This is a genomic window from Sphingomonas sp. MMS24-J13 (genome assembly GCF_044905095.1).
GTDB lineage: Bacteria > Pseudomonadota > Alphaproteobacteria > Sphingomonadales > Sphingomonadaceae > Sphingomonas_I.
Genome location: NZ_CP173258.1, coordinates 3,659,490 through 3,680,367 on the forward strand (window position 1 = coordinate 3,659,490; position 20,878 = coordinate 3,680,367).

A 20,878-nucleotide genomic window follows, 5' to 3' on the forward strand; every position below is an offset into this window, starting at 1 on the left:
CGATCTCTTGTTATGAAGGCTGAGGCCGAAGCGCGCCGGGTGCTGGTGTTGCGGCCGGGGCCCGGCGATGCCGCGACGGTCGCGCGCGCCGCGGCGATGGGCTTCGCCGCCACCGCAGCCCCCCTGTTCACCATCGGCCCCGTCGCCTGGACGCCATCCGCGGCGCGCCACGACGCGCTGATGCTCACCAGCGCCAATGCGCTGCGCCATGCCGGCGACGCGCTGGCCCGCTACCGGCCCCTGCCCGCTTATGCGGTCGGCGCGGCGACCGCCGCCGCCGCGCGCGCCGCCGGCTTCGCCGACATCCGCATCGGCACCAGCGACGCCCCCGCCTTGCTCGCGCAAATGGCCGCCGACGGGATCGCCCGCCCGCTCCACCTCGCCGGGCGCGAGCATCGCGATGCGGGCCACCCGGCGCTCACGATCACGCGCCGCATCGTCTACGCCGCCGATCCGGTCGTCGAACTGCCCGAAGCGGCCCGCGCGGCGCTGGCCGACGGCGCGATCGCCTTGCTCCATTCGCCCCGGGCCGCGGCTTTGTTCGCCGGGCTGATCGCCAATCCGTCCGCGATCCGCATCGCCGCGATCAGCCACGCCACCGCGCAGGCGGCGGGGCCGGGCTGGGCAGCGGTCGCGATCGCCGCCTCCCCCACCGACACGGCCTTGCTCCAGGCGGCCGCCGCGCTGGCATGATCATCGCCACCCCGATCTGGCTGCCGGCCGCCCTGCTCGCGGGGCTGTTCCAGGCGTGGCGCACCGCGCTCCAGCAGCGCCTGCGCGGCAAACTTTCGGTCAGCGGCGCCGGGCTGATCCGCTATGCCTATGGCGCGCCCTTCGCGATCCTGTTCGCGGGCCTCTATCTCGGCATTGCCGGCATCGCCGTTCCCCGCCTCTCGCCGGCCTATCTGGGGCTCGCGGCGGCGGCCGGCCTCGCCCAGATCCTCGGCACCGCCTTGCTGATCCTGTCCTTCGGGCATCGCGGCTTCGTCGTCGGCACCGCTTTCTCCAAGACCGAGGCGCTGATGGCGGCACTCGCCGCGGCCGTCTTCTTCGGCGAGGGGCTGCCCTGGCTCGCCTGGGTGGGGATCGGCACCGGCGTGGCGGGCATCCTGATCCTCTCGCTGTTCGGCCAGGCGACGAGCGCGCGCGATCTGGCGCGCGCCGCGGTGCAGCCGGCCGCTCTGTGCGGGCTCGGCGCGGCGGCGCTGTTCGCGCTCACCGGCCTGCTGGTGAAGCGCGCGACCGGCCATCTCGCGCTCGCCGACGAGCCCGCCACCGCTCTGATCACCCTCGTGATCGTGATGCTGATGCAGACCGCGATGCACGGCAGCTACGTGGCCTTGCGCGAGCCCGCGACGCTCCGCGCCATGGCCGAGAACTGGCGCAATTCGGGGCTGGTGGGGCTGCTGGCGGCGTGCGGATCGGCCTGCTGGTTCACCGGCTTCGCGACCGCGCCGGTGGCGCTGGTGCGCGTCGTCGGCCAGATCGAGGTGATCTTCACGATCGGCTTCGCGCATCTCTACCTGAAGGAGGTGCTGAAGCCGCACGAGGTGGCCGGGCTGGTACTGGTCGCGCTCGGCGTCATCCTCGCGCTGATCGGCGCGGGCATCGGCTAGGGCCGATCCGGCCAGCCTCTACTCATAACGAAGCGGCGCGGCTAAGAAGGGTGCAGAAGGGGAGCCGATGAAGGACGATCTCTACGGAACGCGGCCGAAGCGCGGCATGGCCGGACCGCTGATCGCCATGCTCGTCGCGTTCGCGCTCGGCATCGCGCTCACCGCTTATGCGGTCAGCCGGTGGGACAAGATCGCGATCTGGCTCCATCCGGCGATCGTCAAACCCGTGCCGGTTCCCACGCCGGTCGCGGCCGCAAGACCGCTCGCGTCCCAGCCCGCGCCGGCGGGGACGCCCGGCCTCCCCGACACCGAACTGACCGACCGGGTCGACACGATCGAGGCGCGGATCGATGCGATCGACCAGCGCGCGCGCACCGCCAGCGGCGATGCCGATCGTGCCGAGGCGATGCTGACCGCCTTCGCGGCGCGGCGCGCGCTCGATCGCGGCCAGCCGCTCGGTTACCTCGAAGGGCTGTTGCGCCAGCATTTCGGATCGACCGACGCGCCCTCGGTCGCGCTGATTATCGCCAGCGCCCAGCGCCCCGTCACCCTCAACCAGCTCCAGGACGGTTTCGATACCCTCCGCCCCGCGCTCGCGACCGCCGCGCCCAACGAAAGCTGGTGGACGGGCGTGCGCCGCGAGATGGGCAACCTGTTCGTCGTCCGCCATGCCTCCGCACCCTCGAATGTGCCGAGCGACCGGCTGGCGCGCGCCGATCACGCGCTCGCGCAGGGCCAGGTCGATGTCGCCGCCACCGAAGTCGCGCGCCTGCCCGGATCGGCACGCGCGAGCGAATGGCTCGCGTCGGCGCGCCGCTACGTGCTGGCGCGGGGCGCGCTCGACAAGGTGGAGACCGCCGCCTTGCTCAAGGCGCCGGCCTCACCGATGGCGGCCCCCGCCGGCCGATAAGCGGCTCAGCGGCAGCGGACATTGTCCTTGTCGATGCTGGTGCCGACCGCCGCGCCGCCGGCCGCGCCGAGCAGGGTGCCCAGCGTTTTCGATCCGCCCGGCGCGATGATATTGCCGAGCAGGCCGCCCGCGATGCCGCCGACGATCAGGCCCGTGCTGCCGTCCGAACGCTTGCAATAATAGCGCCCGTCGCGGCCCTGATAGACCATGTCGTTGCGGCGCAGCCGGTGCTCGCGATAGCGCGGATCGTCGCGATAATATTGATCGGCATAATAAGGCTCGCCCGGGGGCGGCCCATAATGCGACGGGCCGCCATAGCCGTAGCCGTCGCCCATGCAGGCGCTCAGCGGCAGCAGCAGCGCTGCGCTCATGGCGAGATTGCGAATCGAGGGCATCTTTCTCTCCTTGGTCGGATCGGCGGGGCCGACGGACATCCGGTGAACGCAGACCGGCCGGCGTGCGTTCCGCGCCGCTTGCCCGGGTCGACCGACGCGCCTAGGATGGCGCCTCCCCGGGGGACCGCGCGTGCGGTTGAGAGGCGGCAATCGGCCGCGACCCGTCGAACCTGATCCGGCTAACACCGGCGGAGGGAAGGGAGTTCCTGGCCCAAGGGAACGCCCGTCCCTCCCTCAAGAGGACTGAGCGCATATGGCCGATATCCCCGCCCGCACCGAGCTTGCCGTCACCACCGGCCCGATCCGGGGCAGCCGCAAGATCCATGTCGGCCCCTACAAGGTGGCGATGCGCGAGATTTCGCTGGAGCCGTCCTCGGGCGAGGCACCCGTGCGCGTCTACGATACGTCGGGCCCCTACACCGATCCCAATGCCCGCATCGACATCATGGCAGGCCTGCCCGAGCTGCGCCGCGACTGGATTCGCGAGCGCGGCGATGTCGAGGAGGTGCTCCAGCGCGAGGTTCGCCCTGAGGATAACGGCCAGCTCGGCCCCGATCGCTCGGGCGGCGTCCAGGCGTTCCCCAACGTGCGCCGCACGGTGCTGCGCGCGAAGCCGGGCATGAACGTCAGCCAGATGCATTATGCCCGCAAGGGCATCATCACCCCCGAGATGGAATATGTGGCGGAGCGCGAGAATCTCGGCCGTGCCCGCCTCGCCGAATATGTTCGCGACGGGCAGGATTGGGGCGCCTCGATCCCCGATTACGTCACGCCGGAATTCGTGCGCGAGGAGGTGGCGCGCGGCCGCGCGATCATCCCCAACAATATCAACCACCCCGAATCCGAGCCGATGGCGATCGGCCGCAACTTCCTGGTCAAGATCAACGCCAATATCGGCAACAGCGCGGTCGCCTCCAACGTCGCGCAGGAGGTCGACAAGATGGTCTGGTCGATCCGCTGGGGCGCGGACACGGTGATGGACCTCTCCACCGGGCGCAACATCCACGACACGCGCGAATGGATCGTGCGAAACTCACCCGTTCCGATCGGCACGGTGCCGATCTACCAGGCGCTGGAGAAGGTCGGCGGCATCGCCGAGGACCTGACCTGGGAAATCTTCCGCGACACCTTGATCGAGCAGGCCGAGCAGGGCGTCGACTATTTCACGATCCATGCCGGCGTGCGCCTGCCCTACATCCCGATGACCGCCAAGCGGGTCACGGGCATCGTCAGCCGCGGCGGATCGATCATGGCGAAATGGTGCCTGTCGCACCACAAGGAGAGCTTCCTCTACGAGCGTTTCGACGAGATCACCGAGATCATGAAGGCGTACGACATCGCCTATTCATTGGGCGACGGCCTGCGCCCCGGATCGATCGCCGACGCCAATGACGAGGCGCAGTTCGCCGAACTTTATACGCTGGGCGAGCTGACCAAGCGCGCCTGGGCGCAGGACGTCCAGGTGATGATCGAGGGCCCCGGCCATGTGCCGATGCACAAGATCAAGCAGAATATGGAAAAGCAGCTCGAGGCGTGCGGCGAGGCCCCCTTCTACACGCTCGGGCCGCTCACCACCGATATCGCGCCGGGCTACGATCATATCACCAGCGGCATCGGCGCCGCGATGATCGGCTGGTACGGCACGGCGATGCTCTGCTACGTGACGCCCAAGGAGCATCTCGGCCTGCCCGATCGCGACGACGTCAAGGTCGGCGTGGTCACCTACAAGCTCGCCGCCCACGCCGCCGATCTCGCCAAGGGCCACCCGGCGGCGAAGGTGCGCGACGATGCGCTGTCCCGCGCGCGCTTCGAATTCCGCTGGCGCGATCAGTTCAACCTCAGCCTCGATCCCGACACGGCCGAGCAATATCACGACCAGACGCTCCCGGCCGAAGGCGCCAAGACCGCGCATTTCTGTTCGATGTGCGGGCCCAAATTCTGCAGCATGAAGATCACGCAGGAGGTCCGCGATTTCGCGGCCAAGCAGAATGCGCCGGCGGATACGTTCATCGCGGCCGGGAATGCCGAGGAGGGCATGGCCGAGATGAGCGAGATCTTCCGCGAGAAGGGTGGGGAGATTTATCTTCCGGCGGCGGAGTGATGAGAACATATCCTGAACCATTTTGTCGCAATGCCGTTGACGGAAGAGGATGCCGGGCCAAAATGGCATGCTTGGCGAGGAGCGTTTATGAGTGAGCAGTTGAAAGAATTGATGGAGGCGGCGCGTCGAAAGTCGATGTCGGTTGAGGAAAAGGAAGCCCAGCGCCGCAGCTTCGCTTACGGAAATGCGCATATCGAAAACGCGCGCGTGACGAGAGAGATGGTGGCTGCAGCCGCGGAGAAAATCGGGAAACGCGGCTAAATGGGCGACGAGCAACAGCGACATAGTATCGCTGCGGAGCCGTCGCTGGTGACCGATGCGGATGAGGTTGCGCGTCGGGAATCCGAGAACGCCGTCGCTCAATTCGATCGGATGCTCGATATGGTGGACGAGATAGCGAGAGGGTCCCGGCCCTTTCGCTTGCGGACCTCCATGATCCTTGAGTTGCACAGAATCGCCTTGGACGGACTTTCCGCTTACGCTGGAAATTTCAGACCGAGCGATATTGAGATTGGCGAGAGTAAGCACACTCCGCCAAAGGCGCATCTCGTCCCCGGGTTAATCGACGAGATGTGTGACTATGTAATGGATCAGGCCGACAAGTCTGAGCCTCTCCATTTGTGTGCCTATGTGATGTGGCGACTAAACTGGATACATCCATTTACCGACGGAAATGGAAGAACATCAAGAGCCTTGGCTTATTATGTTCTGTGCGGTAGACTTGGATATTTACTGCCGGGCAGTGAGACCGTGCCCGAACAAATTGCTGCAGATCGCACGCCATATTACGAGGCGCTAGAAGATGCTGATCGTCATTGGGCGGAAAAGCGGCTTGACCTATCTGCCTTGGAACAACTGCTTGATCGATGCTTAGCGACCCAATTACTGTCGGCCTATAACGATGCCAAAAACCCCGCCGCCGGATCACCAAGAGATCGAAAATTGCATTGAAGGAACGAGGGCGGGCACAGGTGCGGGGCATTGCTGCCCGGTAAAGAAATAGTCATTTCTGCGATACCATGCAGGTCGGGAGGCGAGATCGTGGCAGGTTGGCGCAGCCGGCGGCTGATCGAGCGGTTCGGGATCACCACGCCGATCGTGCAGGCACCGATGGCGGCTGCCGGCGGCGAGGCGCTGGCGATCGCGGCGATGCGCGGCGGGGCGCTCGGCTCCCTGCCCTGCGCGAGTATCTCGCCCGATCAGGTGCGCGCGCAGGTGGCGGCGGTGCGGATCGCCGTGAGCGGGCCGATCAATCTCAACTTCTTCTGCCACGTCATGCCCGATGCGGTCGACGACGCGGCGTGGCGAGCGGCGCTGCAGCCTTATTATGACGAATATCGGGTCGGGCCGCCGGCCGTTCCGCCGGTCGCGCGGCGGCCGTTCGACGACTTTTATTGCGCGGCGGTCGAGGACACAAAGCCCGAGGTGGTGAGCTTCCATTTCGGCCTCCCGCCCGAACCCCTGCTCGATCGCGTGCGCGCGACCGGCGCCCTGATCCTGTCGAGCGCGACCAGCCCGGCCGAGGCGCGCTGGCTCGCCGAACGCGGGGTCGATGCGGTGATCGCGCAGGGGTGGGAGGCGGGCGGGCATGCCGCGCGCTTCCTGCCGGCCGATCCGGCGAGCCATATGGGGACGATCGCGCTCGTGCCGCAGATCGTCGATGCGATCGATCGGCCGGTGATCGCCGCGGGCGGAATCGCCGACGGGCGCGGCGTGGCGGCGGCGTTGCTACTGGGGGCGGGGGCAGTGCAGATCGGCACGGCCTATCTCGCCTGCCCGGAAAGTCTGATCGGGCCGGTCCATCGCCAATTGCTCACAGGCGAAGCGGCCGAGGAAACGGTCTTCACCAATGTCTTCACGGGCCGGCTGGCACGCGGCTTCGTGACGCGATTGGTGCGCGAGCGCGGGCCGATCAGCCCGGTCGCCCCACCCTTCCCGCATGCCGGCGATGCGCTGGCCGAATTGCGCAAGGCCGATCCCGCCGCCTTCGCCAATATGTGGGCCGGGCAGGCGGCGCGGCTCGCCCACGCCGAAGGTGCCGAGGCGCTGACCCGGCGGCTCGCGGCGGACGCGCTGGCTCTGCTCGACGGCGGATCGGCTCCGGCGTAAGGCGCTGCGCATGATCGAAGTCATCCGCATCCCCGCGCTCCAGGACAATTATATCTGGATGGCGCACGATCCCGACAGCGGCGAGACCGTCGTGATCGATCCGGCCGAGGCCGCGCCCGTACTGGCCGAAGCCGAGAAACGCGGCTGGACGATCGGCCAGATCTGGAACACCCACTGGCATGGCGATCATATCGGCGGGAATGCCGCGATCAAGGCAGCGACCGGCGCGACCGTGAGCGCACCCGCGGCCGAGGCCGCCAAGATCGCCACGCTCGATGTCGCGGTCGGCGAGGGCGACACGGTGCATATCGGCAAGTTCGCGGCGCGCGTGATCGAGGTGCCGGCGCATACCGCCGGCCATGTCGCTTATTATCTGCCCGAGGCAGGGATCGCCTTCGTCGGCGATACCTTGTTCGCGATGGGCTGCGGCCGGCTGTTCGAGGGGACGGCGGCGCAGATGTGGCGCAACATGGAGCGGCTCGCCGCACTCCCGCCCGAAACGAAAATCTATTGCGCGCACGAATATACCCAGTCGAACGGACGCTATGCGCGGGTGGCCGAGCCCGACAACGACGCGATCGCCGCGCGCATGCGCGACGTCGATGCCGCCCGTGCGCGCGGCGAGGCGACGGTGCCGACCACGATCGCGCTGGAACGCGCGACCAACCCCTTCATGCGCGCGGGCAGCGCGGAAGAGCTCGGCCGGCGGCGCGCCGAAAAGGACGCGTTCCGCGGCTGAACTGCGGCACGGAACCGTGCTACAGGTGTTTGAAACGGCAAAGGAGTCGGCCATGCGCCTGCGAACCGCCATCATGTCCGTCGTCTGGCTCGCTGGATTGGCGTCGGTCCCGATCGCCGCGCGCGACAGGCCGGGCCAGGACCCCGAGGCGGAACTGGCCAGGATGCTCGCCGGCCGGACGGCGGGGCCGCCCGCCGAATGCATATCGCGCTACCCCACCATGTCGTCGACCACGATCGAGCGCACCGGGATCGTCTATAAGATCGGCAACACGCTCTATGTCAGCCGCTTCGAAGGCGGTTGTCCCCAACTCAGCAGCTTCCGCGTGCTGGTGATCAAGACGCCGAGCAACCAGCTCTGCCGCGGCGACGTGGCCGACGTCATCGAGACCCCGCCCGCGGGATCGTGGGTGGGGAGTTGTACGTTCGGGAAGTTCGTGCCCTATACCAAGGCGAAGTAGGCCGATCGTCACCCTGAACTTGTTTCAGGGTCCACCGTGTATGCAGCCCTGTCCGAGAGGATGCTTGGTGGATGCTGAAACAAGTTCAGCATGACGGGCCTCACCGCCCGTATAGCGCGTCGAGCCTCTCCCCATAGCGCTCGCGCAACACATGCCGCCGCACCTTCAGCGACGGCGTCAGCGATCCATTCTCGATCGTGAAGGGCTCGTCGGCGATCAGCACCCGGCGCACCTTCTCGATCACCGACAGGCCAGCATTGACCCGATCGACCGCCGCCAGCACCGCGCGATCGAGATCCGCCCCCGCGGGCAGCGACGCCGCCCATTCCTTGTCGGGCACGACCAGCCCGACCAGATAAGGCCGCCGGTCTCCCACCACCATCGCCTGCGCGATTTCGGGCTCGAGCGTCAGGATGCCCTCGACCCGCTGGGGCGAGACATTGTCGCCCTTGTCGTTGACGATCAGGTCCTTCTTGCGATCGGTGATGTGGAGCCGGCCGCCATCGTCGATCAGGCCGATGTCGCCGGTGCGGAGCCAGCCGTCGATCAGCACGCGCGCGCTTTCGGCCTCATTCTCCCAATAGCCGTGCATCACATTCTCGCCGCGGACGAGGATCTCGCCATCTTCGGCGATGCGCACCTCGGTATCGGGAAGCGGCGGGCCAACCGATTCCATCGTGATGCCGGCGGCCGGGCGATTGACCGAGACGATCGGCCCCGATTCGGTCTGGCCATAGCCCTGCAGCAGGGTCAGCCCGAGCGCGCGGAAGAAGCGGCCGACCTCGGGGTTGAGCGGGGCGCCGCCCGAGACGAGCGCCTTCATCCGCCCGCCGAAGCGCTTGCGCACCGATTTGCGGATCGTCCGCTCGAGGAGGAAATCGAGCGGACGATCGATCAGGCGCTTCGGCCGCGCGTCGAGCTCGAGCGCGCGAGCCAGCAGCCAGAGCGGGAAACGCCCCTGTTTCTCGATCCCCTTCATGATCCGCGCGCGCAGCAGCTCGAACAGGCGCGGCACGACGATCATGATCGTCGGGCGGGTCTCCTCGATATTGGCGCCGAGCTTCTCCAGCCCCTCGGCATAATAGACCTGCGCGCCGAGGGCGATCGGGAGGTAGAGCCCGGCCGAATGCTCGTAGGAATGGCTCATCGGCAGGAAACTGAGGAAGACCGCATCGCCGGGCGGGAAATCGCCGCCGATGATCGCGGTCGCGCCGGCCGCATTGTGCAGGATCGCGCCATGGTGCTGGCGCACGCCGCGCGGCGCGCCGCCCGTGCCGCTGGTGTAGATCAGACAGGCGAGATCGCCGCGCCCGAAGGTCGCCGCTTTGGCACAGGCTTCGACATCGGCGGGATGCGATGCGAGCAAGGCATGCCAGTCATGGACGCGCAACGCGCCGATGGCTTCGCGTGCCAGCGGCTCGATGCCGATGACGAGATCGCAACTGCCGGATTCGACCAATGCCGGCAGCAGCGGCGTGGCGAGTTTGGCAGTCGAAACGATCGCGGCCCTGGCGCCGCTATTCTCGACGATATGGCTATGATCGCGCTGGGTATTGCTGGTGTAGGCTGGCACCGTCACGCAGCCCGCTGCCATGATCGCCAGATCGGCTATCGCCCATTCGGGCCGGTTCTCCGACACCAGCATCACCCGGTCGCCCGGCTGGAGCCCGAGATCGCGCAGCGCCGCGGCGAGGCCCGCGACATCGCGCGCGATCGCATCCCAGCCGATCGGCTGCCACGCGCCGTCGGCCTTGTGCCACAGAAACGGCGCCCCGCCTTTGGCGCGGGCGCGCGTGAAGAACATTTCGACCAGATTGGAAAAATGTTCGAGCTGCAAGCGTCTCTCCCTAGATCCTCCCCATGCAGAGCATGGGGAGGGGGACCATCGCGCAGCGATGGTGGAGGGGCGTCGCCGCTTGCGCTGCGTCCAGCCGAGGGCCCCCTCCACCACGCCGCTTCGCGTCGCGGTCCCCCTCCCCGTTCCGGGGAGGATCTTCTGCGTATAGGCGAACGGCTGGAAGAAACAGATCAATCGCGATCGGGCGCGCCCAGCGGGAAGTAAGTGCGGTACGGACGCGCCTCATCCACGGCACGGGCGATCGAGGGCCGGGCGAGCAGCCGCGCGCGATAGGCCTTGAGCGTCGGGAACGCGTCCGGAATCGGGTGCGCCCAATCGGCGTAGAAGAGCGATGGCGCGGCCGCGCAATCGGCGAGCGAAAAAGCGTCGGTTGCCCATTCGTGCCCGGCCAGGCGATGATCGAGCCAGGCATAAGCCCGATCGAGCATGGCGCGCGCCTGATCGACCCCGTACGGATCGCGCGACTCTTCGGGGCGCAACTGATTACCGACGATCTGCTGCATGGGATGCATGACATAATTGTCGAACAGGCGATCGAGCATCCGCACCTCGATCGCCGCCGCCGGATCGGCCGGGATCAGCGCGACCGGGCCCGGGCGATGGACGGCCAGATATTCGATGATGCTCGTCGCCTCCCAGATCGACCGATCGCCATCGATCAGCAGCGGGAATTTGCCGAGTGGCGAATGCGCCATCAACGTGGCGCCGTTATCCGGATGATCGGGGCCGAGCATCCGGAATTCGAACGGGATCGCATTCTCGTAGAGCGCGATTTCGGCCTTCTGCGTGTAGGACGAGAAGGGATGGCCGAAGAGCTGGACCATCGGCTCAATCCCCGCGGAATGCAGCTTCGAGGGTGGCGATGTCGATCTTGTGCATCGTCATCATGGCCTCCATCGCGCGCTTGGAAGCCGCCTTGTCGGTGCTCGTCATCATGTCGAGCAGGGCCTGCGGCGTGATCTGCCACGACAGGCCGAACCGGTCCTTGCACCAGCCGCACGCCAATTCCTGGCCGCCGTTCGAGACGATCGCATTCCAGTAACGATCGGTCTCTTCCTGATCCTTCGTATGGACCATGAAGGACACCGCCTCGTCGAACTTGAACATCGGCCCGCCATTGAGGCCGAGGAATTTCATGCCGAGCACGGTGAACTCCACCGTCAGGACATTGCCGGCCTGGCCGTTGGGGTAGTCGGCCGGCGCGCGATGGACCGCATCGACCGAGGAATTGGGGAAGGTGGCGGCGTAGAAATTGGCGGCGTCCTCGGCGGTGCCGTCATACCACAGGCAGGGGGCTATTCGGGTCATTATCTCTCTCCTTTGTGCCAAGTGACATACACCTGGCCCGTTCGTGTCGAGCGTAGTCGAGACACGTTTGCTCTTGGCACGTCCCTCGACTTCGCTCGGGACGAACGGCGTTTGCTAAGGCCGCGCGACGAAGCCCACGCCCGCACCCTGCGGATCGCGGCAGATCGCGACGCGATCGCCACCGGGCACCTCATGCGGGCCGTTCAGCACCTGGCCGCCGCCGGCCTTCACCTTCTCCAGCGCCGCATCGACATGGGCCACGCGGAAATAATGGAGCCAGTGCGGCGGCTGTTCGGCGGTCGCCCCGCCCATCGCCGCGCCGAGGCGATCCTCTTCATGCTTGAGGAATTTATAATCGCCCATCGGGCCCATCGACATCGTGCCCGCATGCTCCCAGCCGAAGATCTTCCGATAGAAATCGACCGCGGGATCGAGATCGGCGGCGCGCAGTTCGTTCCACGTGCAATGGCCGAGCAGGGTCGAGCTGAACGCCCGGCTCTCGCCGCCGCCCTCCGGCGGGATCGGCGTCATGATGTAGAAGGGCGCCCCCTGCGGATCGGCGAGCATCGCGAAGCGTCCGATGCCGGGAATGTCGGCGGGCGCGAGCCAGACCTTGCCGCCTTCCGCCTCGATCGCGGCCGCGGTCGCATCGACATCGTCGACCCCGATATACATCAGCCAGGTCGGCTTCGCGCCATGATCGAGCATATGCTGGTTCAGCGGCAGCAGGCCGGCCAGCGCGCTATCGGGCGAAGATATGCTGCGATAATCCCCATGCGCCCCGCCCATAGGGGCGATCGTCCAGCCGGTGATCGGCTCGTAAAATGCCTTGGCACCATCGGGATCGGTGGTCATCAATTCGTACCAGATCAGGCTTCCGTGCAATGCGGACATCGTCCTTCTCCTTTGGTGTGATTGGTTTTCAGGCGTCGATGATCGGTAGCAAGGCGCGCACCCGGGCATCGCGCAGCCACAGGCCGAGCCACAATGCGATGCCGAGATAGACGCCGAACAATATGTGGCTGAAGAGCGGGCTGCCGATCCGCACATGGGTGGCGACCGCGCCGCCGAGATAGCCGGTCATCAGGATCGCGCCGAGCGGGGCGGTGCGCGGCCAGGCGTAGAGCGCGGTCGGCACGAGCGCGAGGATGCCGAGCAGGTGGAGCGTCGCCGGATCGACCGGCCAGCCGAGCGCCGCGGTCGTCTCGGTCACCTGCGGCGGCATCACGAACTTCATCACGCCGTCCATGACGAAGAACAGGATGACGAGCCCGCTCAGCACCCAGCCGGCGCGGGCCGCATTCTTGCCCGGCGCATTCGATAAACTGGCCATGTTCCTCTCCCCACGTTGAATTGGATCAGGTCGACCACCCAGAATCGTCACCCCGGGCTTGACCCGGGGTCCCGCTTCTCCCGTACCGCCGGAAAGGCAGCGGGACCCCGGCTCGAGGCCGGGGTGACGGAAAAGGAAGGCGCTCGGTTGCAGCCCATTACGCGGCGTTCATGTCGACGATCGTCTCGAACCCGCCATAGATGATGCGCTTGCCGTCGAACGGCGCGTCGGGCGCCTGCTTCATGCGCTCGTCCTCCATCGCCTTGCCCCAGCCGGCGTTGCGCGCCTCCTTCGACGGCCAGACGATCCACGAGAAGACCAACCCCTCGCCGCCGGCCTTGTCGCCCTGCACCGCGCGCCACATGTCGGTCATCTTGCCCTCGGGCACGTCGTCGCCGAACGCCTCGACGACCTGGAGCGCGCCGTGATCGAGGAAGATCTGCGCGGATCTGGTCGCAACCTCGCGATACGCCTCGCGCCGGCCGGGCAGGACGGGCGCGAGGAAGCCATCGATATAGGTCATCACTCTTCTCCTGTATTTTGCCCTAATTCGTCATCCCCGCGCAGGCGGGGATCCATATTCTCCGGCGTTTCGAGTTATATACGCAGCTTCAGAGCATATGGATTAGCTTCGCTGGACTGCGTCTCCCGCCTTCGCCGGAATGACGAGACGGTTCGACGAACGGTCAGGCCGCTTTGGCGTCCGCGTAGACGGCGAGGTGATCGGCCATCGCCTTGACGTGCGCCGGGCGCGCCTCGCCGCGCGCGACAAAATCGGTCAATTTGGGGAAATCGGCGAGCAAATCGGTTTCGCGCAGGCCGCCCAGCACGCTGATCATCATCAGATCGCCGACGGTGAAGGTCTCGCCGTCGAGCCATGGCTTGTCGCCGAGCGCGGCCTCGAGATCGGCGAGCCGGCTCTTGATGTCTGCCACCACCCGATCGTGCCGCATCGGCGACCATGGGCAGTCCGCCTCGAACAGGGTGACGACCGCATGCTGCATCACCATCGGCTCGACCGAGTTGAGCGCCGCGATCACCCACTGGATCGCGCGCAAACGGCCATTGGTATCGGTCGGGAGCAGATGGCTTCCCTGCTCGGCGATGCGGATCGCGATCGCGCCCGATTCGAAGATCTCGACCTCGTCGTCGCGATAGGTCGGGATCTGGCCGAACGGCTGGAAATGACGGTGCGCCGCGCTCTTCGCATAAGGCCCGTCGATCAGATCGACCGCATAAGCCTGCCCCTCCTCCTCGAACGCCCAGCGGGCGCGCAGATCGCGGACATAGCCCCGCGCGAATTCGGGAACCCAGCGAAAGGTGGTGATGGTCGGAAGCCCGGACATGGCATTCTCTCCCTCATGCGAATCACTTGCTTGCTGTTGATGCGCGCCGGAGTTACAAAAGACAACCATGACGTTAGAAAAAGTAACCGATCCTGCCGAAATTCCCAAACGCTGGTATGACGATGCCTGCGGGATGGCCTTCGCGCTCGAGCTGATCGGCGAGCGCTGGGCGCCTTTGATCCTGCGCGAACTGATGTACGGCCCGCGCCGCTTCAGCGAGATCAGGCGCGGTGTACCCGGGATCAGTGCCAATGTTTTGACACAGCGGCTCGAGGGGCTGGAGGCGGGCGGCGTGCTGATCCGCCGCAAGCTGCCGCCGCCGGCTTCGGTCCAGGTCTACGAGCTCACGCCATGGGGCTATGAGAGCGAGGCGGCGATGTCGGCGCTCGGCCGCTGGGCGGTGCGATCGCCGCTCCACGATCCGCGCCTGCCGCTGAGCGGGGCGTCGCTGATGATGTCGTTCCGCACGATGCTCGATCCGCCGCGCGCGGAGGGACTCGATCTGCGGATCGGCTTCCGCATCGGCGAGGATGCGTTCGACACGCATCTCCATGACAACCGCTTCGACGTCGCGCGCGCCGAGCCGGGCATGGTCGACCTGATGTTCAGGACCAACGAAGCGCGCAATATCGCCGCCGCAGTCTATGCGAAGCAGCCGCTCGCCATGCTGCAGGAGGCGGGCGCGCTCCGGATCGAGGGCGATCAGGCGATGGCCGAACGGTTCGTGACCCTGTTCCCGCTGCCACCCAAGGTCGGCTGATCGGTTGCAGCGCGCGCGCCAAGCCTCTACCGACTCAGCACTCCCAAGGATTGCGATAGCCGAGACAGAAGATGGTCGATCTGCCCAACATCCAACCCGACAGCCGCACCGATACGGTGATGGATGCGCCCGATCAGATGCGGAAGGTGCGCGACCTGTTCGGCATCGATTCGGACATGGAGGTGCCGGCCTTCTCCGAAGCCGATGAGCGCGTGCCCGATCTCGATCCGGCCTATGTGTTCGATCCGGACACGACGCTCGCAATCTGCGCGGGTTTCGCGTTCAACCGCCGCGTGATGATCCAGGGCTATCACGGCACCGGCAAGTCATCGCATATCGAGCAGGTGGCGGCGCGGCTCAACTGGCCGACGATCCGGATCAACCTCGACGCGCATATCAGCCGCATCGATCTGGTCGGCCGCGACGCGATCGTGCTGCGCGACGGCCAGCAGGTCACCGAATTCCGCGAAGGCCTGCTGCCCTGGGCGTTGCAGACGCCGTCGGCTTTGGTGTTCGACGAATATGATGCCGGCCGCCCCGACGTGATGTTCGTGATCCAGCGCGTGCTGGAGACCGAGGGCAAGCTGACGTTGCTGGACCAGAACCGCGTGATCCGGCCCAACCCCTGGTTCCGCCTGTTCGCGACCGCCAACACGGTCGGCCTGGGCGATACGACCGGGCTCTATCACGGCACCCAGCAGATCAATCAGGGCCAGATGGATCGCTGGAACATCGTGATGACGCTCAACTATCTGCCGGCCGCTACGGAAGCGCAGATCGTGCTCGCCAAATCGGGCGAATATGACAAGCCCGACGGCAAGAAGACGGTCGACGCCATGGTCAAGGTCGCCGATCTCACCCGCCAGGGCTTCATGGCGGGCGATATCTCGACCGTGATGAGCCCGCGCACCGTGATCAGCTGGGCGCAGAACGCCCTGATCTTCGGCGATATCGGCTTCGCCTTCCGCCTGTCGTTCCTCAACAAGTGCGACGAGGCCGAGCGGCCGCTGGTGGCGGAATATTATCAGCGCGTCTTCGGCAAGGATCTGCCGGAGAGCGTGGTGGGGAAGGCGTAAAGCCCGCTTCCCCACCCGTCACCCTGACGAATAAGGAAACCCCGAAACGCAAAAGGGCGGTGGCCCCCCAGCCACCGCCCTTCCGCCCCAAGCGCCTCGTGTCAAAGGCACTCGCTCAGAGAGCTATGCTCAGGCGAAGGTAAGGCTCAGCTTGCGACGGCGCATCGCCGCGCCCATCGCGCCGAAACCGACCAGCATCATCGCCCAGCTCGCCGGCTCGGGCACTGCGCCACCGATGGTGAGATTGTCGAATTCGAAGCCGCCACCGGTCTGGTGGAACGCGATCGTGTCGAACGGGGTCGAGCTCAGGAAATTGACGAAGGCGAACTTCTCGCCGCCATCCTGGCCGTTGTTCGGGTTGCCGTAATAAGCGCTGCTCAAGGCACCGATCGTGTTGACGAGGTTGAACGAGCCGAGGCTGGTCGTGCCGTTCAGCAGTTCGATCGTGTTGTTGCTGTCGAGCGCGGCCGCCCACAGCCCGAAATAGGTCACGGCCGAGCTGAGCTTGATCGTCGCGTCGCCATGAACGACGCCATATTGCTCGGAGCCGAACGCACCGCCGTAGAAATAGCCGACGCCGCCATAGCTGGCGCTGTTGCCGAGCTCGAAGCCGGTCAGCGTGCCGGTGACCGGCGATCCGCCGAACGTGGTGGTGACCGTCGGCAGCGCCAGCGTGCCGTTGCCGCTGCTCGTGTTGCTCGAATAGGACGAGAAGTCTTCGACGTAGGTCGGCGGGGTCATCGTCGTCGCCTGGACGCCGGCTGCCTCGACGTTAACCGTAACGGCGGCCTCGGCGGTCCCCCCGAATGCCATCGCGGTAACCATAAGCGAAAGTACAGTGCTGCCCCACGTCATATCTCTGCTCCCGATAAATTCTGTTGAAATCACGGATTTCGATTTCGTTAAGGGCCGCGTAACAGCGATGTTCATCCGGCAGCAAACTTATTGATAGTTAAGACAATGTCGTTAACTATCAATGATAGTTAACGGTCGCGACGGCGGCGCGCGGGCTGCGGCGCCAACCAAACTATGGCGATAGCGCGCGATCCGATCTAACCAGCCTCCATGGCTGCCCAATCCCCCCTCGACGCCCTGCGTGCGGTGCTGGCCGGCACGGCACGCGCGCTCGCGCATGAGCCCGAACTCGATCTCAGCTTCACCGCGGACGCGCCCTCGGCCTCGCTCAAGCAGCTGCGCGTGCCGATGCCGGGCCGTAACCTGCCGCGCGAGCAGGTGGCGGAGGCGCGCGGCTTCGCCGACGGCTTCGCGCTGCGCCAGCGCCACCACGACGCCACGCTTCACGGCCGCGCCGCCCCGGCCGACGCATCGGCACGCGCAGTGTTCGACGCGGTCGAGCAGGCGCGCGTCGAGGCGATCGGCGCGCGATCGATGGCCGGCGTGCGCGCCAACCTGTCGCATTCGCTCGAGATGCGGCTGCGTTCCGATCCGCTGACCCGCGCACGCACCCGGGCCGAGGTGCCGCTCGCGTCCGCGCTCGGGCTGATCGTGCGCGAACGGCTGACCGGCGACGCTCCCCCGATGATCGCGCAGCCGGGCATGGCGTTGATTCGCGACTGGATCGAGGAGAAAGCAGGCAGCGATCTCGATGCGCTCGGCCTCGCGCTCGACGATCAGCGGAGTTTCGCCCGGCTCGCGACCAAGTTGCTCGAGGATCTCGAACTGATCGAGATCCAGCCCGAAGCGACCGAACCCGAGGAGGACGAGGGCGGCGAAGGCGAGGAGCAGCAGGAAGGCGAGCAGGACGGCGAGACCGACGAGGACCAGCCCGGCGGCCAGAGCGATTCGCAGATGGAGGTCCGTTCCGAGACCAGCGCGGACAGCGACACCGAGGGCGAGACGCGCGAGTCCGAGGACGGCGATTTCGAGGGCGACGGCGAGGAAGGCGACGATGGCGACGACGGGGTCCAGCCCGCACGCCCGAACCGGCCGATGGCCGATACGCCCGGCTTCCTCGACTACAAGGCCTATACGACCCGGTTCGACGAGGTGGTCGAGGCCGCCGAGCTGTGCGACGAAGAGGAGCTGACGCGGCTGCGCGCCTATCTCGACCAGCAGCTCACCCATCTCCAGGGGGCGGTCACCAAGCTGGCCAACCGCCTCCAGCGCCGGCTGATGGCGCAGCAGAGCCGGTCATGGGATTTCGACCAGGAGGAAGGGCTGCTCGACGCCGCGCGGCTGGCGCGCGTGGTGGTGAGCCCGGGCCATTCGCTGTCCTACAAGATCGAGCGCGAAACCGATTTCCGCGACACCGTCGTCACCCTGCTGATCGACAATTCGGGGTCGATGCGCGGTCGCCCGATCTCGATCGCCGCGATCTCGGCCGACATCATGGCACGCACGCTCGAGCGGTGCGGGGTCAAGGTCGAGATATTGGGCTTCACCACGCGCGCCTGGAAAGGCGGGCAATCGCGCGAGGCGTGGCTGCAGGCCGGGCGGCCGCCGACGCCGGGGCGGCTCAACGATCTGCGCCACATCGTCTACAAGCGCGCCGACGAGCCCTATCGCCGCGCGCGCAAGCATCTCGGCCTGATGATGCGCGAGGGGCTGCTCAAGGAGAATATCGACGGCGAGGCGCTGTTATGGGCCCACACCCGACTGATCGGGCGGCCGGAAGAGCGCAAGATTTTGATGGTGATCTCGGACGGTGCGCCGGTCGACGATTCGACCCTGTCGGTGAATTCCGGATCCTATCTGGAAAAGCATCTGCGCCAGGTGATCGCATGGATCGAGAATCGCTCGCCGGTCGAGCTGATCGCGATCGGCATCGGCCATGACGTGACGCGCTATTACCAGAAGGCGGTGACGATCATGGACGCCGAGCAACTGGGGGGCACGATGGTCGAACAACTCGCCGGGCTGTTCGATCTGGAGCAATAGCCGCCCGGTCCCGACCCGGAAACGTTCGGCATGACGAAGCGGGCACGGTTGCGCCCTCAGCAGTCGCGATCGATCGCCCGTCCCGCCAGTGCGCCGACGCCGGCGCCGACGACCGTACCGGCACCGCGATCCCCGCGGCCGGCGGCGGCATTGCCGATCAGGCCGCCTGCGATCGCGCCGAGAATCGTCCCGCCCGTTCCGCGGTCGCACCGGCGATTCGGGCGGTCGTTGCGACGATCGCGCGGGGGCGCCCGCCCGTAACCGGCACGATCGTAATAGCGGCCATCGTCGAAAGCGGGGGGGCGGCGGAGGCGGTGCCGTCCAGCCGCGATCGCCATAAGGAGGCGCGCCATAATGCTGGGCGCTCACCACCGTCGGCGCAAGGGTCGCCATGCCGATCAGGGCGGCGACACCGAGCTTGAGCGTCCGGGCCAACATCGCAAACTCCTCATACACATGAGCTTGAGGCCCATGGATGAGGATTTACGCGCATTGCCCTGAGACCAGCCTGAATGAGGCTGTTAGCCGCCGTTCACCACGGCGGCGGAGCAGATCAGGCTGCAGCCGTCTCGGCAGCCTTCTGGACCTTGCGCTTCAGACGACGCGCGCGGAGCGAGAGATCCTCGCTGCGGGTCTTCAGCAGCCAATTGTCCAGACCGCCGACATGCTCGACCGAGCGCAGGCCGTGCGTCGAGACGCGCAGCTTGACGCTTTCGCCGAGCGAGTCGGAAATCAAGGTCACGTTCTGCAGGTTGGGCAGAAAGGTCCGCTTGGTCTTGTTGTTGGCGTGGGAAACATTGTGACCCACCTGACGGCCCTTGCCGGTCAGCTCGCAAATACGCGACATGCGCTAAAATCCTGAATTCGGTTGTCCGGAAAGAGGGCGCCGATAACGGTACCCCGGAGATTCGTCAAGTTGCGAACCCGACCCACGTGCAACCGGAAAGCCACACGCACGTTACGCGGCTACAACAAAGGGAGTCGGATTTTATGCGTGCGATCGTTTCGATCTTCGTGATCGTCGTCGTCGTGGCCATCATTGCCGTAGCCACCGGCTTCGTCAACCTGCACGGCACGACCGGATCGTTGCCACAGGTATCGGTACAGGGCGGCGCGCTGCCCGCCGTAAAGGCGGATGTGGGCAGCATCGACGTCGGTACGAAGAATACCAGCGTCGACGTGCCCAAGGTGGACGTGGGCACCGTGGAGAAGAAGGTCGAGGTTCCGACCGTCGCGGTCCACAAGCCGAACTGAGATGATCCGGCAGGCCAGCCCGGGCGCGATCGTCGCCGCAATCCTGTTGCCGCCGCTGGGCATATTCCTGGCGCGCGGCCTGGGACCGGAATTCTGGATCGGAACCGTGCTGACACTGTTCGGCTGGCTGCCGGGCGTCGTGTTCGCACTCGTGACGATCCTGCGGCCACGGGCGATCGCTACCGCCTAGCGCTTGCGATGGTGTAGGGCAGCGGGATGGCCTTTCCGCTGCCCGCCCCCATGCGCCTCGCGCTCGATCTCTCCGCCGCGGCGGCCGAGGTGGGCGAGGTGCCGGTCGGCGCGGTGGTGACGCGCCACGGCGAAGTCATCGCCACGTCGGCCAATATGATGATCAAAAGCACCGATCCCACCGCCCATGCCGAGATGGTCGCGATCCGGCGTGCCGCCGAGGCGATCGGCCAGCCACGTCTCGACGGCTGCGATCTGTGGGTGACGCTCGAGCCCTGCGCGATGTGCGCCGGCGCGATCGCGCTCGCGCGGCTGCAGCGGCTTTATTACGCGGCGGAAGATCCGAAGGGCGGCGCGGTCGCGCATGGCCCGCGGCTGTTCGGACAGCCGACCTGCCATCATCGGCCGGAGGTTTATGCGGGGATCGGCGAGGCCGAAGCGGCTGGACAGTTACGGGCGTTCTTTGCGGTGAGGCGCTGAATCTCCCCTCCCGCTTGCGGGAGGGGCGTAAGAAAAGGGTGCCGCC

Annotated in this window: 26 protein-coding genes and 1 riboswitch; of the genes, 15 read left to right on the forward strand and 11 right to left on the reverse strand. The window is 66.5% G+C overall.

Translation table 11 applies throughout. The annotated features are described in order from the left end of the window. Positions 1 to 12 precede the first annotated feature (12 nt). The 3 genes from AB4Z44_RS16675 to AB4Z44_RS16685 all read left to right on the forward strand — a co-directional run bounded on the left by AB4Z44_RS16675 (position 13) and on the right by AB4Z44_RS16685 (position 2,526). On the forward strand, positions 13 to 693 hold the full coding sequence (locus tag AB4Z44_RS16675) for a uroporphyrinogen-III synthase (RefSeq protein ID WP_404710808.1): 681 nt from the start codon (positions 13 to 15) through the stop codon (positions 691 to 693). Further along, positions 690 to 1,616 carry an EamA family transporter gene (locus AB4Z44_RS16680; protein WP_404710809.1) on the forward strand — a complete coding sequence of 309 codons (927 nt, stop codon included), beginning with the start codon at positions 690 to 692 and terminating at the stop codon, positions 1,614 to 1,616. Before AB4Z44_RS16675 ends, AB4Z44_RS16680 begins: the two co-directional genes overlap by 4 nt. Positions 1,617 to 1,683: 67 nt before the next feature. Next, positions 1,684 to 2,526 carry a COG4223 family protein gene (locus AB4Z44_RS16685; RefSeq protein ID WP_404710810.1) on the forward strand — a complete coding sequence of 281 codons (843 nt, stop codon included), beginning with the start codon at positions 1,684 to 1,686 and terminating at the stop codon, positions 2,524 to 2,526. Between the two features lie 5 nt (positions 2,527 to 2,531). Here AB4Z44_RS16685 and AB4Z44_RS16690 read toward each other — a convergent pair whose 3' ends face one another. After that, positions 2,532 to 2,921 (reverse strand): glycine zipper 2TM domain-containing protein, encoded by a 390-nt coding sequence (locus AB4Z44_RS16690; RefSeq protein ID WP_404710811.1) that lies wholly within the window; start codon positions 2,919 to 2,921, stop codon positions 2,532 to 2,534. A 107-nt stretch (positions 2,922 to 3,028) separates the two neighbouring features. Next, positions 3,029 to 3,136, forward strand: a riboswitch (TPP riboswitch). A 38-nt stretch (positions 3,137 to 3,174) separates the two neighbouring features. Between AB4Z44_RS16690 and thiC the strand changes: the two genes are divergently transcribed. The 6 genes from thiC to AB4Z44_RS16720 all read left to right on the forward strand — a co-directional run bounded on the left by thiC (position 3,175) and on the right by AB4Z44_RS16720 (position 8,330). Further along, complete coding sequence (gene thiC / locus AB4Z44_RS16695) at positions 3,175 to 5,022, forward strand: phosphomethylpyrimidine synthase ThiC (RefSeq protein ID WP_404710812.1); 1,848 nt, start codon at positions 3,175 to 3,177, stop codon at positions 5,020 to 5,022. An 87-nt stretch (positions 5,023 to 5,109) separates the two neighbouring features. Further along, positions 5,110 to 5,283, forward strand: coding sequence for a hypothetical protein (locus tag AB4Z44_RS16700; RefSeq protein ID WP_404710813.1), 174 nt, complete (start codon positions 5,110 to 5,112; stop codon positions 5,281 to 5,283). After that, the gene (locus AB4Z44_RS16705; protein WP_404710814.1) at positions 5,284 to 5,973 is read left to right on the forward strand and encodes a Fic family protein; all 690 of its coding nucleotides are present in this window, start codon (positions 5,284 to 5,286) and stop codon (positions 5,971 to 5,973) included. It begins immediately after the preceding gene. 90 nt (positions 5,974 to 6,063) lie between these two features. After that, positions 6,064 to 7,131 carry an NAD(P)H-dependent flavin oxidoreductase gene (locus AB4Z44_RS16710; RefSeq protein WP_404710815.1) on the forward strand — a complete coding sequence of 356 codons (1,068 nt, stop codon included), beginning with the start codon at positions 6,064 to 6,066 and terminating at the stop codon, positions 7,129 to 7,131. Between the two features lie 10 nt (positions 7,132 to 7,141). Continuing rightward, on the forward strand, positions 7,142 to 7,870 hold the full coding sequence (gene gloB / locus AB4Z44_RS16715) for a hydroxyacylglutathione hydrolase (protein WP_404710816.1): 729 nt from the start codon (positions 7,142 to 7,144) through the stop codon (positions 7,868 to 7,870). A 52-nt stretch (positions 7,871 to 7,922) separates the two neighbouring features. Beyond that, positions 7,923 to 8,330 (forward strand): hypothetical protein, encoded by a 408-nt coding sequence (locus AB4Z44_RS16720; protein ID WP_404710817.1) that lies wholly within the window; start codon positions 7,923 to 7,925, stop codon positions 8,328 to 8,330. Between the two features lie 100 nt (positions 8,331 to 8,430). Here AB4Z44_RS16720 and AB4Z44_RS16725 read toward each other — a convergent pair whose 3' ends face one another. The 7 genes from AB4Z44_RS16725 to AB4Z44_RS16755 form a co-directional block, all read right to left on the reverse strand. Further along, a complete protein-coding gene (locus AB4Z44_RS16725; protein ID WP_404714259.1) occupies positions 8,431 to 10,134 on the reverse strand; it encodes an AMP-dependent synthetase/ligase in 1,704 nt (567 codons plus the stop codon). A gap of 224 nt (positions 10,135 to 10,358) precedes the next feature. Further along, entirely contained in the window at positions 10,359 to 11,012 is a 654-nt protein-coding gene (locus AB4Z44_RS16730; protein ID WP_404710818.1) for a glutathione S-transferase family protein, read from the reverse strand. 4 nt (positions 11,013 to 11,016) lie between these two features. Next, entirely contained in the window at positions 11,017 to 11,496 is a 480-nt protein-coding gene (locus tag AB4Z44_RS16735; RefSeq protein WP_404710819.1) for a VOC family protein, read from the reverse strand. A gap of 114 nt (positions 11,497 to 11,610) precedes the next feature. Further along, positions 11,611 to 12,390: a VOC family protein gene (locus AB4Z44_RS16740; RefSeq protein ID WP_404710820.1), complete on the reverse strand. Its 780-nt coding sequence runs from the start codon at positions 12,388 to 12,390 to the stop codon at positions 11,611 to 11,613. A 28-nt stretch (positions 12,391 to 12,418) separates the two neighbouring features. Further along, entirely contained in the window at positions 12,419 to 12,829 is a 411-nt protein-coding gene (locus AB4Z44_RS16745; protein ID WP_404710821.1) for a DoxX family protein, read from the reverse strand. A 157-nt stretch (positions 12,830 to 12,986) separates the two neighbouring features. After that, a complete protein-coding gene (locus AB4Z44_RS16750; protein ID WP_404710822.1) occupies positions 12,987 to 13,352 on the reverse strand; it encodes a DUF1428 domain-containing protein in 366 nt (121 codons plus the stop codon). Positions 13,353 to 13,515: 163 nt separating this feature from the next. Next, positions 13,516 to 14,175 carry a glutathione S-transferase family protein gene (locus AB4Z44_RS16755; protein WP_404710823.1) on the reverse strand — a complete coding sequence of 220 codons (660 nt, stop codon included), beginning with the start codon at positions 14,173 to 14,175 and terminating at the stop codon, positions 13,516 to 13,518. A gap of 67 nt (positions 14,176 to 14,242) precedes the next feature. Here AB4Z44_RS16755 and AB4Z44_RS16760 point away from each other — a divergent pair, with 67 nt between their 5' ends. Together AB4Z44_RS16760 and cobS are read left to right on the forward strand one after the other, a co-directional pair. After that, a complete protein-coding gene (locus tag AB4Z44_RS16760; RefSeq protein WP_404710824.1) occupies positions 14,243 to 14,935 on the forward strand; it encodes a winged helix-turn-helix transcriptional regulator in 693 nt (230 codons plus the stop codon). A 71-nt stretch (positions 14,936 to 15,006) separates the two neighbouring features. Next, a complete protein-coding gene (cobS, locus tag AB4Z44_RS16765; RefSeq protein ID WP_404710825.1) occupies positions 15,007 to 16,011 on the forward strand; it encodes a cobaltochelatase subunit CobS in 1,005 nt (334 codons plus the stop codon). A gap of 129 nt (positions 16,012 to 16,140) precedes the next feature. Here cobS and AB4Z44_RS16770 read toward each other — a convergent pair whose 3' ends face one another. After that, the gene (locus AB4Z44_RS16770) at positions 16,141 to 16,824 is read right to left on the reverse strand and encodes a PEPxxWA-CTERM sorting domain-containing protein (protein ID WP_404710826.1); all 684 of its coding nucleotides are present in this window, start codon (positions 16,822 to 16,824) and stop codon (positions 16,141 to 16,143) included. Positions 16,825 to 17,076: 252 nt separating this feature from the next. Here AB4Z44_RS16770 and cobT point away from each other — a divergent pair, with 252 nt between their 5' ends. Next, positions 17,077 to 18,909: a cobaltochelatase subunit CobT gene (gene cobT, locus AB4Z44_RS16775; RefSeq protein WP_404710827.1), complete on the forward strand. Its 1,833-nt coding sequence runs from the start codon at positions 17,077 to 17,079 to the stop codon at positions 18,907 to 18,909. Between the two features lie 56 nt (positions 18,910 to 18,965). Here the strand turns inward: cobT and AB4Z44_RS16780 are convergent, their stop codons facing one another. Together AB4Z44_RS16780 and rpmB are read right to left on the reverse strand one after the other, a co-directional pair. Then, on the reverse strand, positions 18,966 to 19,262 hold the full coding sequence (locus AB4Z44_RS16780) for a glycine zipper 2TM domain-containing protein (protein WP_404710828.1): 297 nt from the start codon (positions 19,260 to 19,262) through the stop codon (positions 18,966 to 18,968). A 200-nt stretch (positions 19,263 to 19,462) separates the two neighbouring features. Next, the gene (rpmB, locus tag AB4Z44_RS16785) at positions 19,463 to 19,756 is read right to left on the reverse strand and encodes a 50S ribosomal protein L28 (RefSeq protein WP_404710829.1); all 294 of its coding nucleotides are present in this window, start codon (positions 19,754 to 19,756) and stop codon (positions 19,463 to 19,465) included. A gap of 143 nt (positions 19,757 to 19,899) precedes the next feature. Between rpmB and AB4Z44_RS16790 the strand changes: the two genes are divergently transcribed. Genes AB4Z44_RS16790 through AB4Z44_RS16800 form a run of 3 tightly spaced genes read left to right on the forward strand, consistent with a single transcriptional unit; the run spans position 19,900 to position 20,832 of the window. Beyond that, entirely contained in the window at positions 19,900 to 20,163 is a 264-nt protein-coding gene (locus AB4Z44_RS16790) for a hypothetical protein (protein WP_404710830.1), read from the forward strand. A gap of 1 nt (position 20,164) precedes the next feature. Then, positions 20,165 to 20,353, forward strand: coding sequence for a YqaE/Pmp3 family membrane protein (locus AB4Z44_RS16795; RefSeq protein WP_404710831.1), 189 nt, complete (start codon positions 20,165 to 20,167; stop codon positions 20,351 to 20,353). Positions 20,354 to 20,379: 26 nt separating this feature from the next. Further along, complete coding sequence (locus tag AB4Z44_RS16800; RefSeq protein WP_404710832.1) at positions 20,380 to 20,832, forward strand: nucleoside deaminase; 453 nt, start codon at positions 20,380 to 20,382, stop codon at positions 20,830 to 20,832. Positions 20,833 to 20,878: the final 46 nt, after the last annotated feature.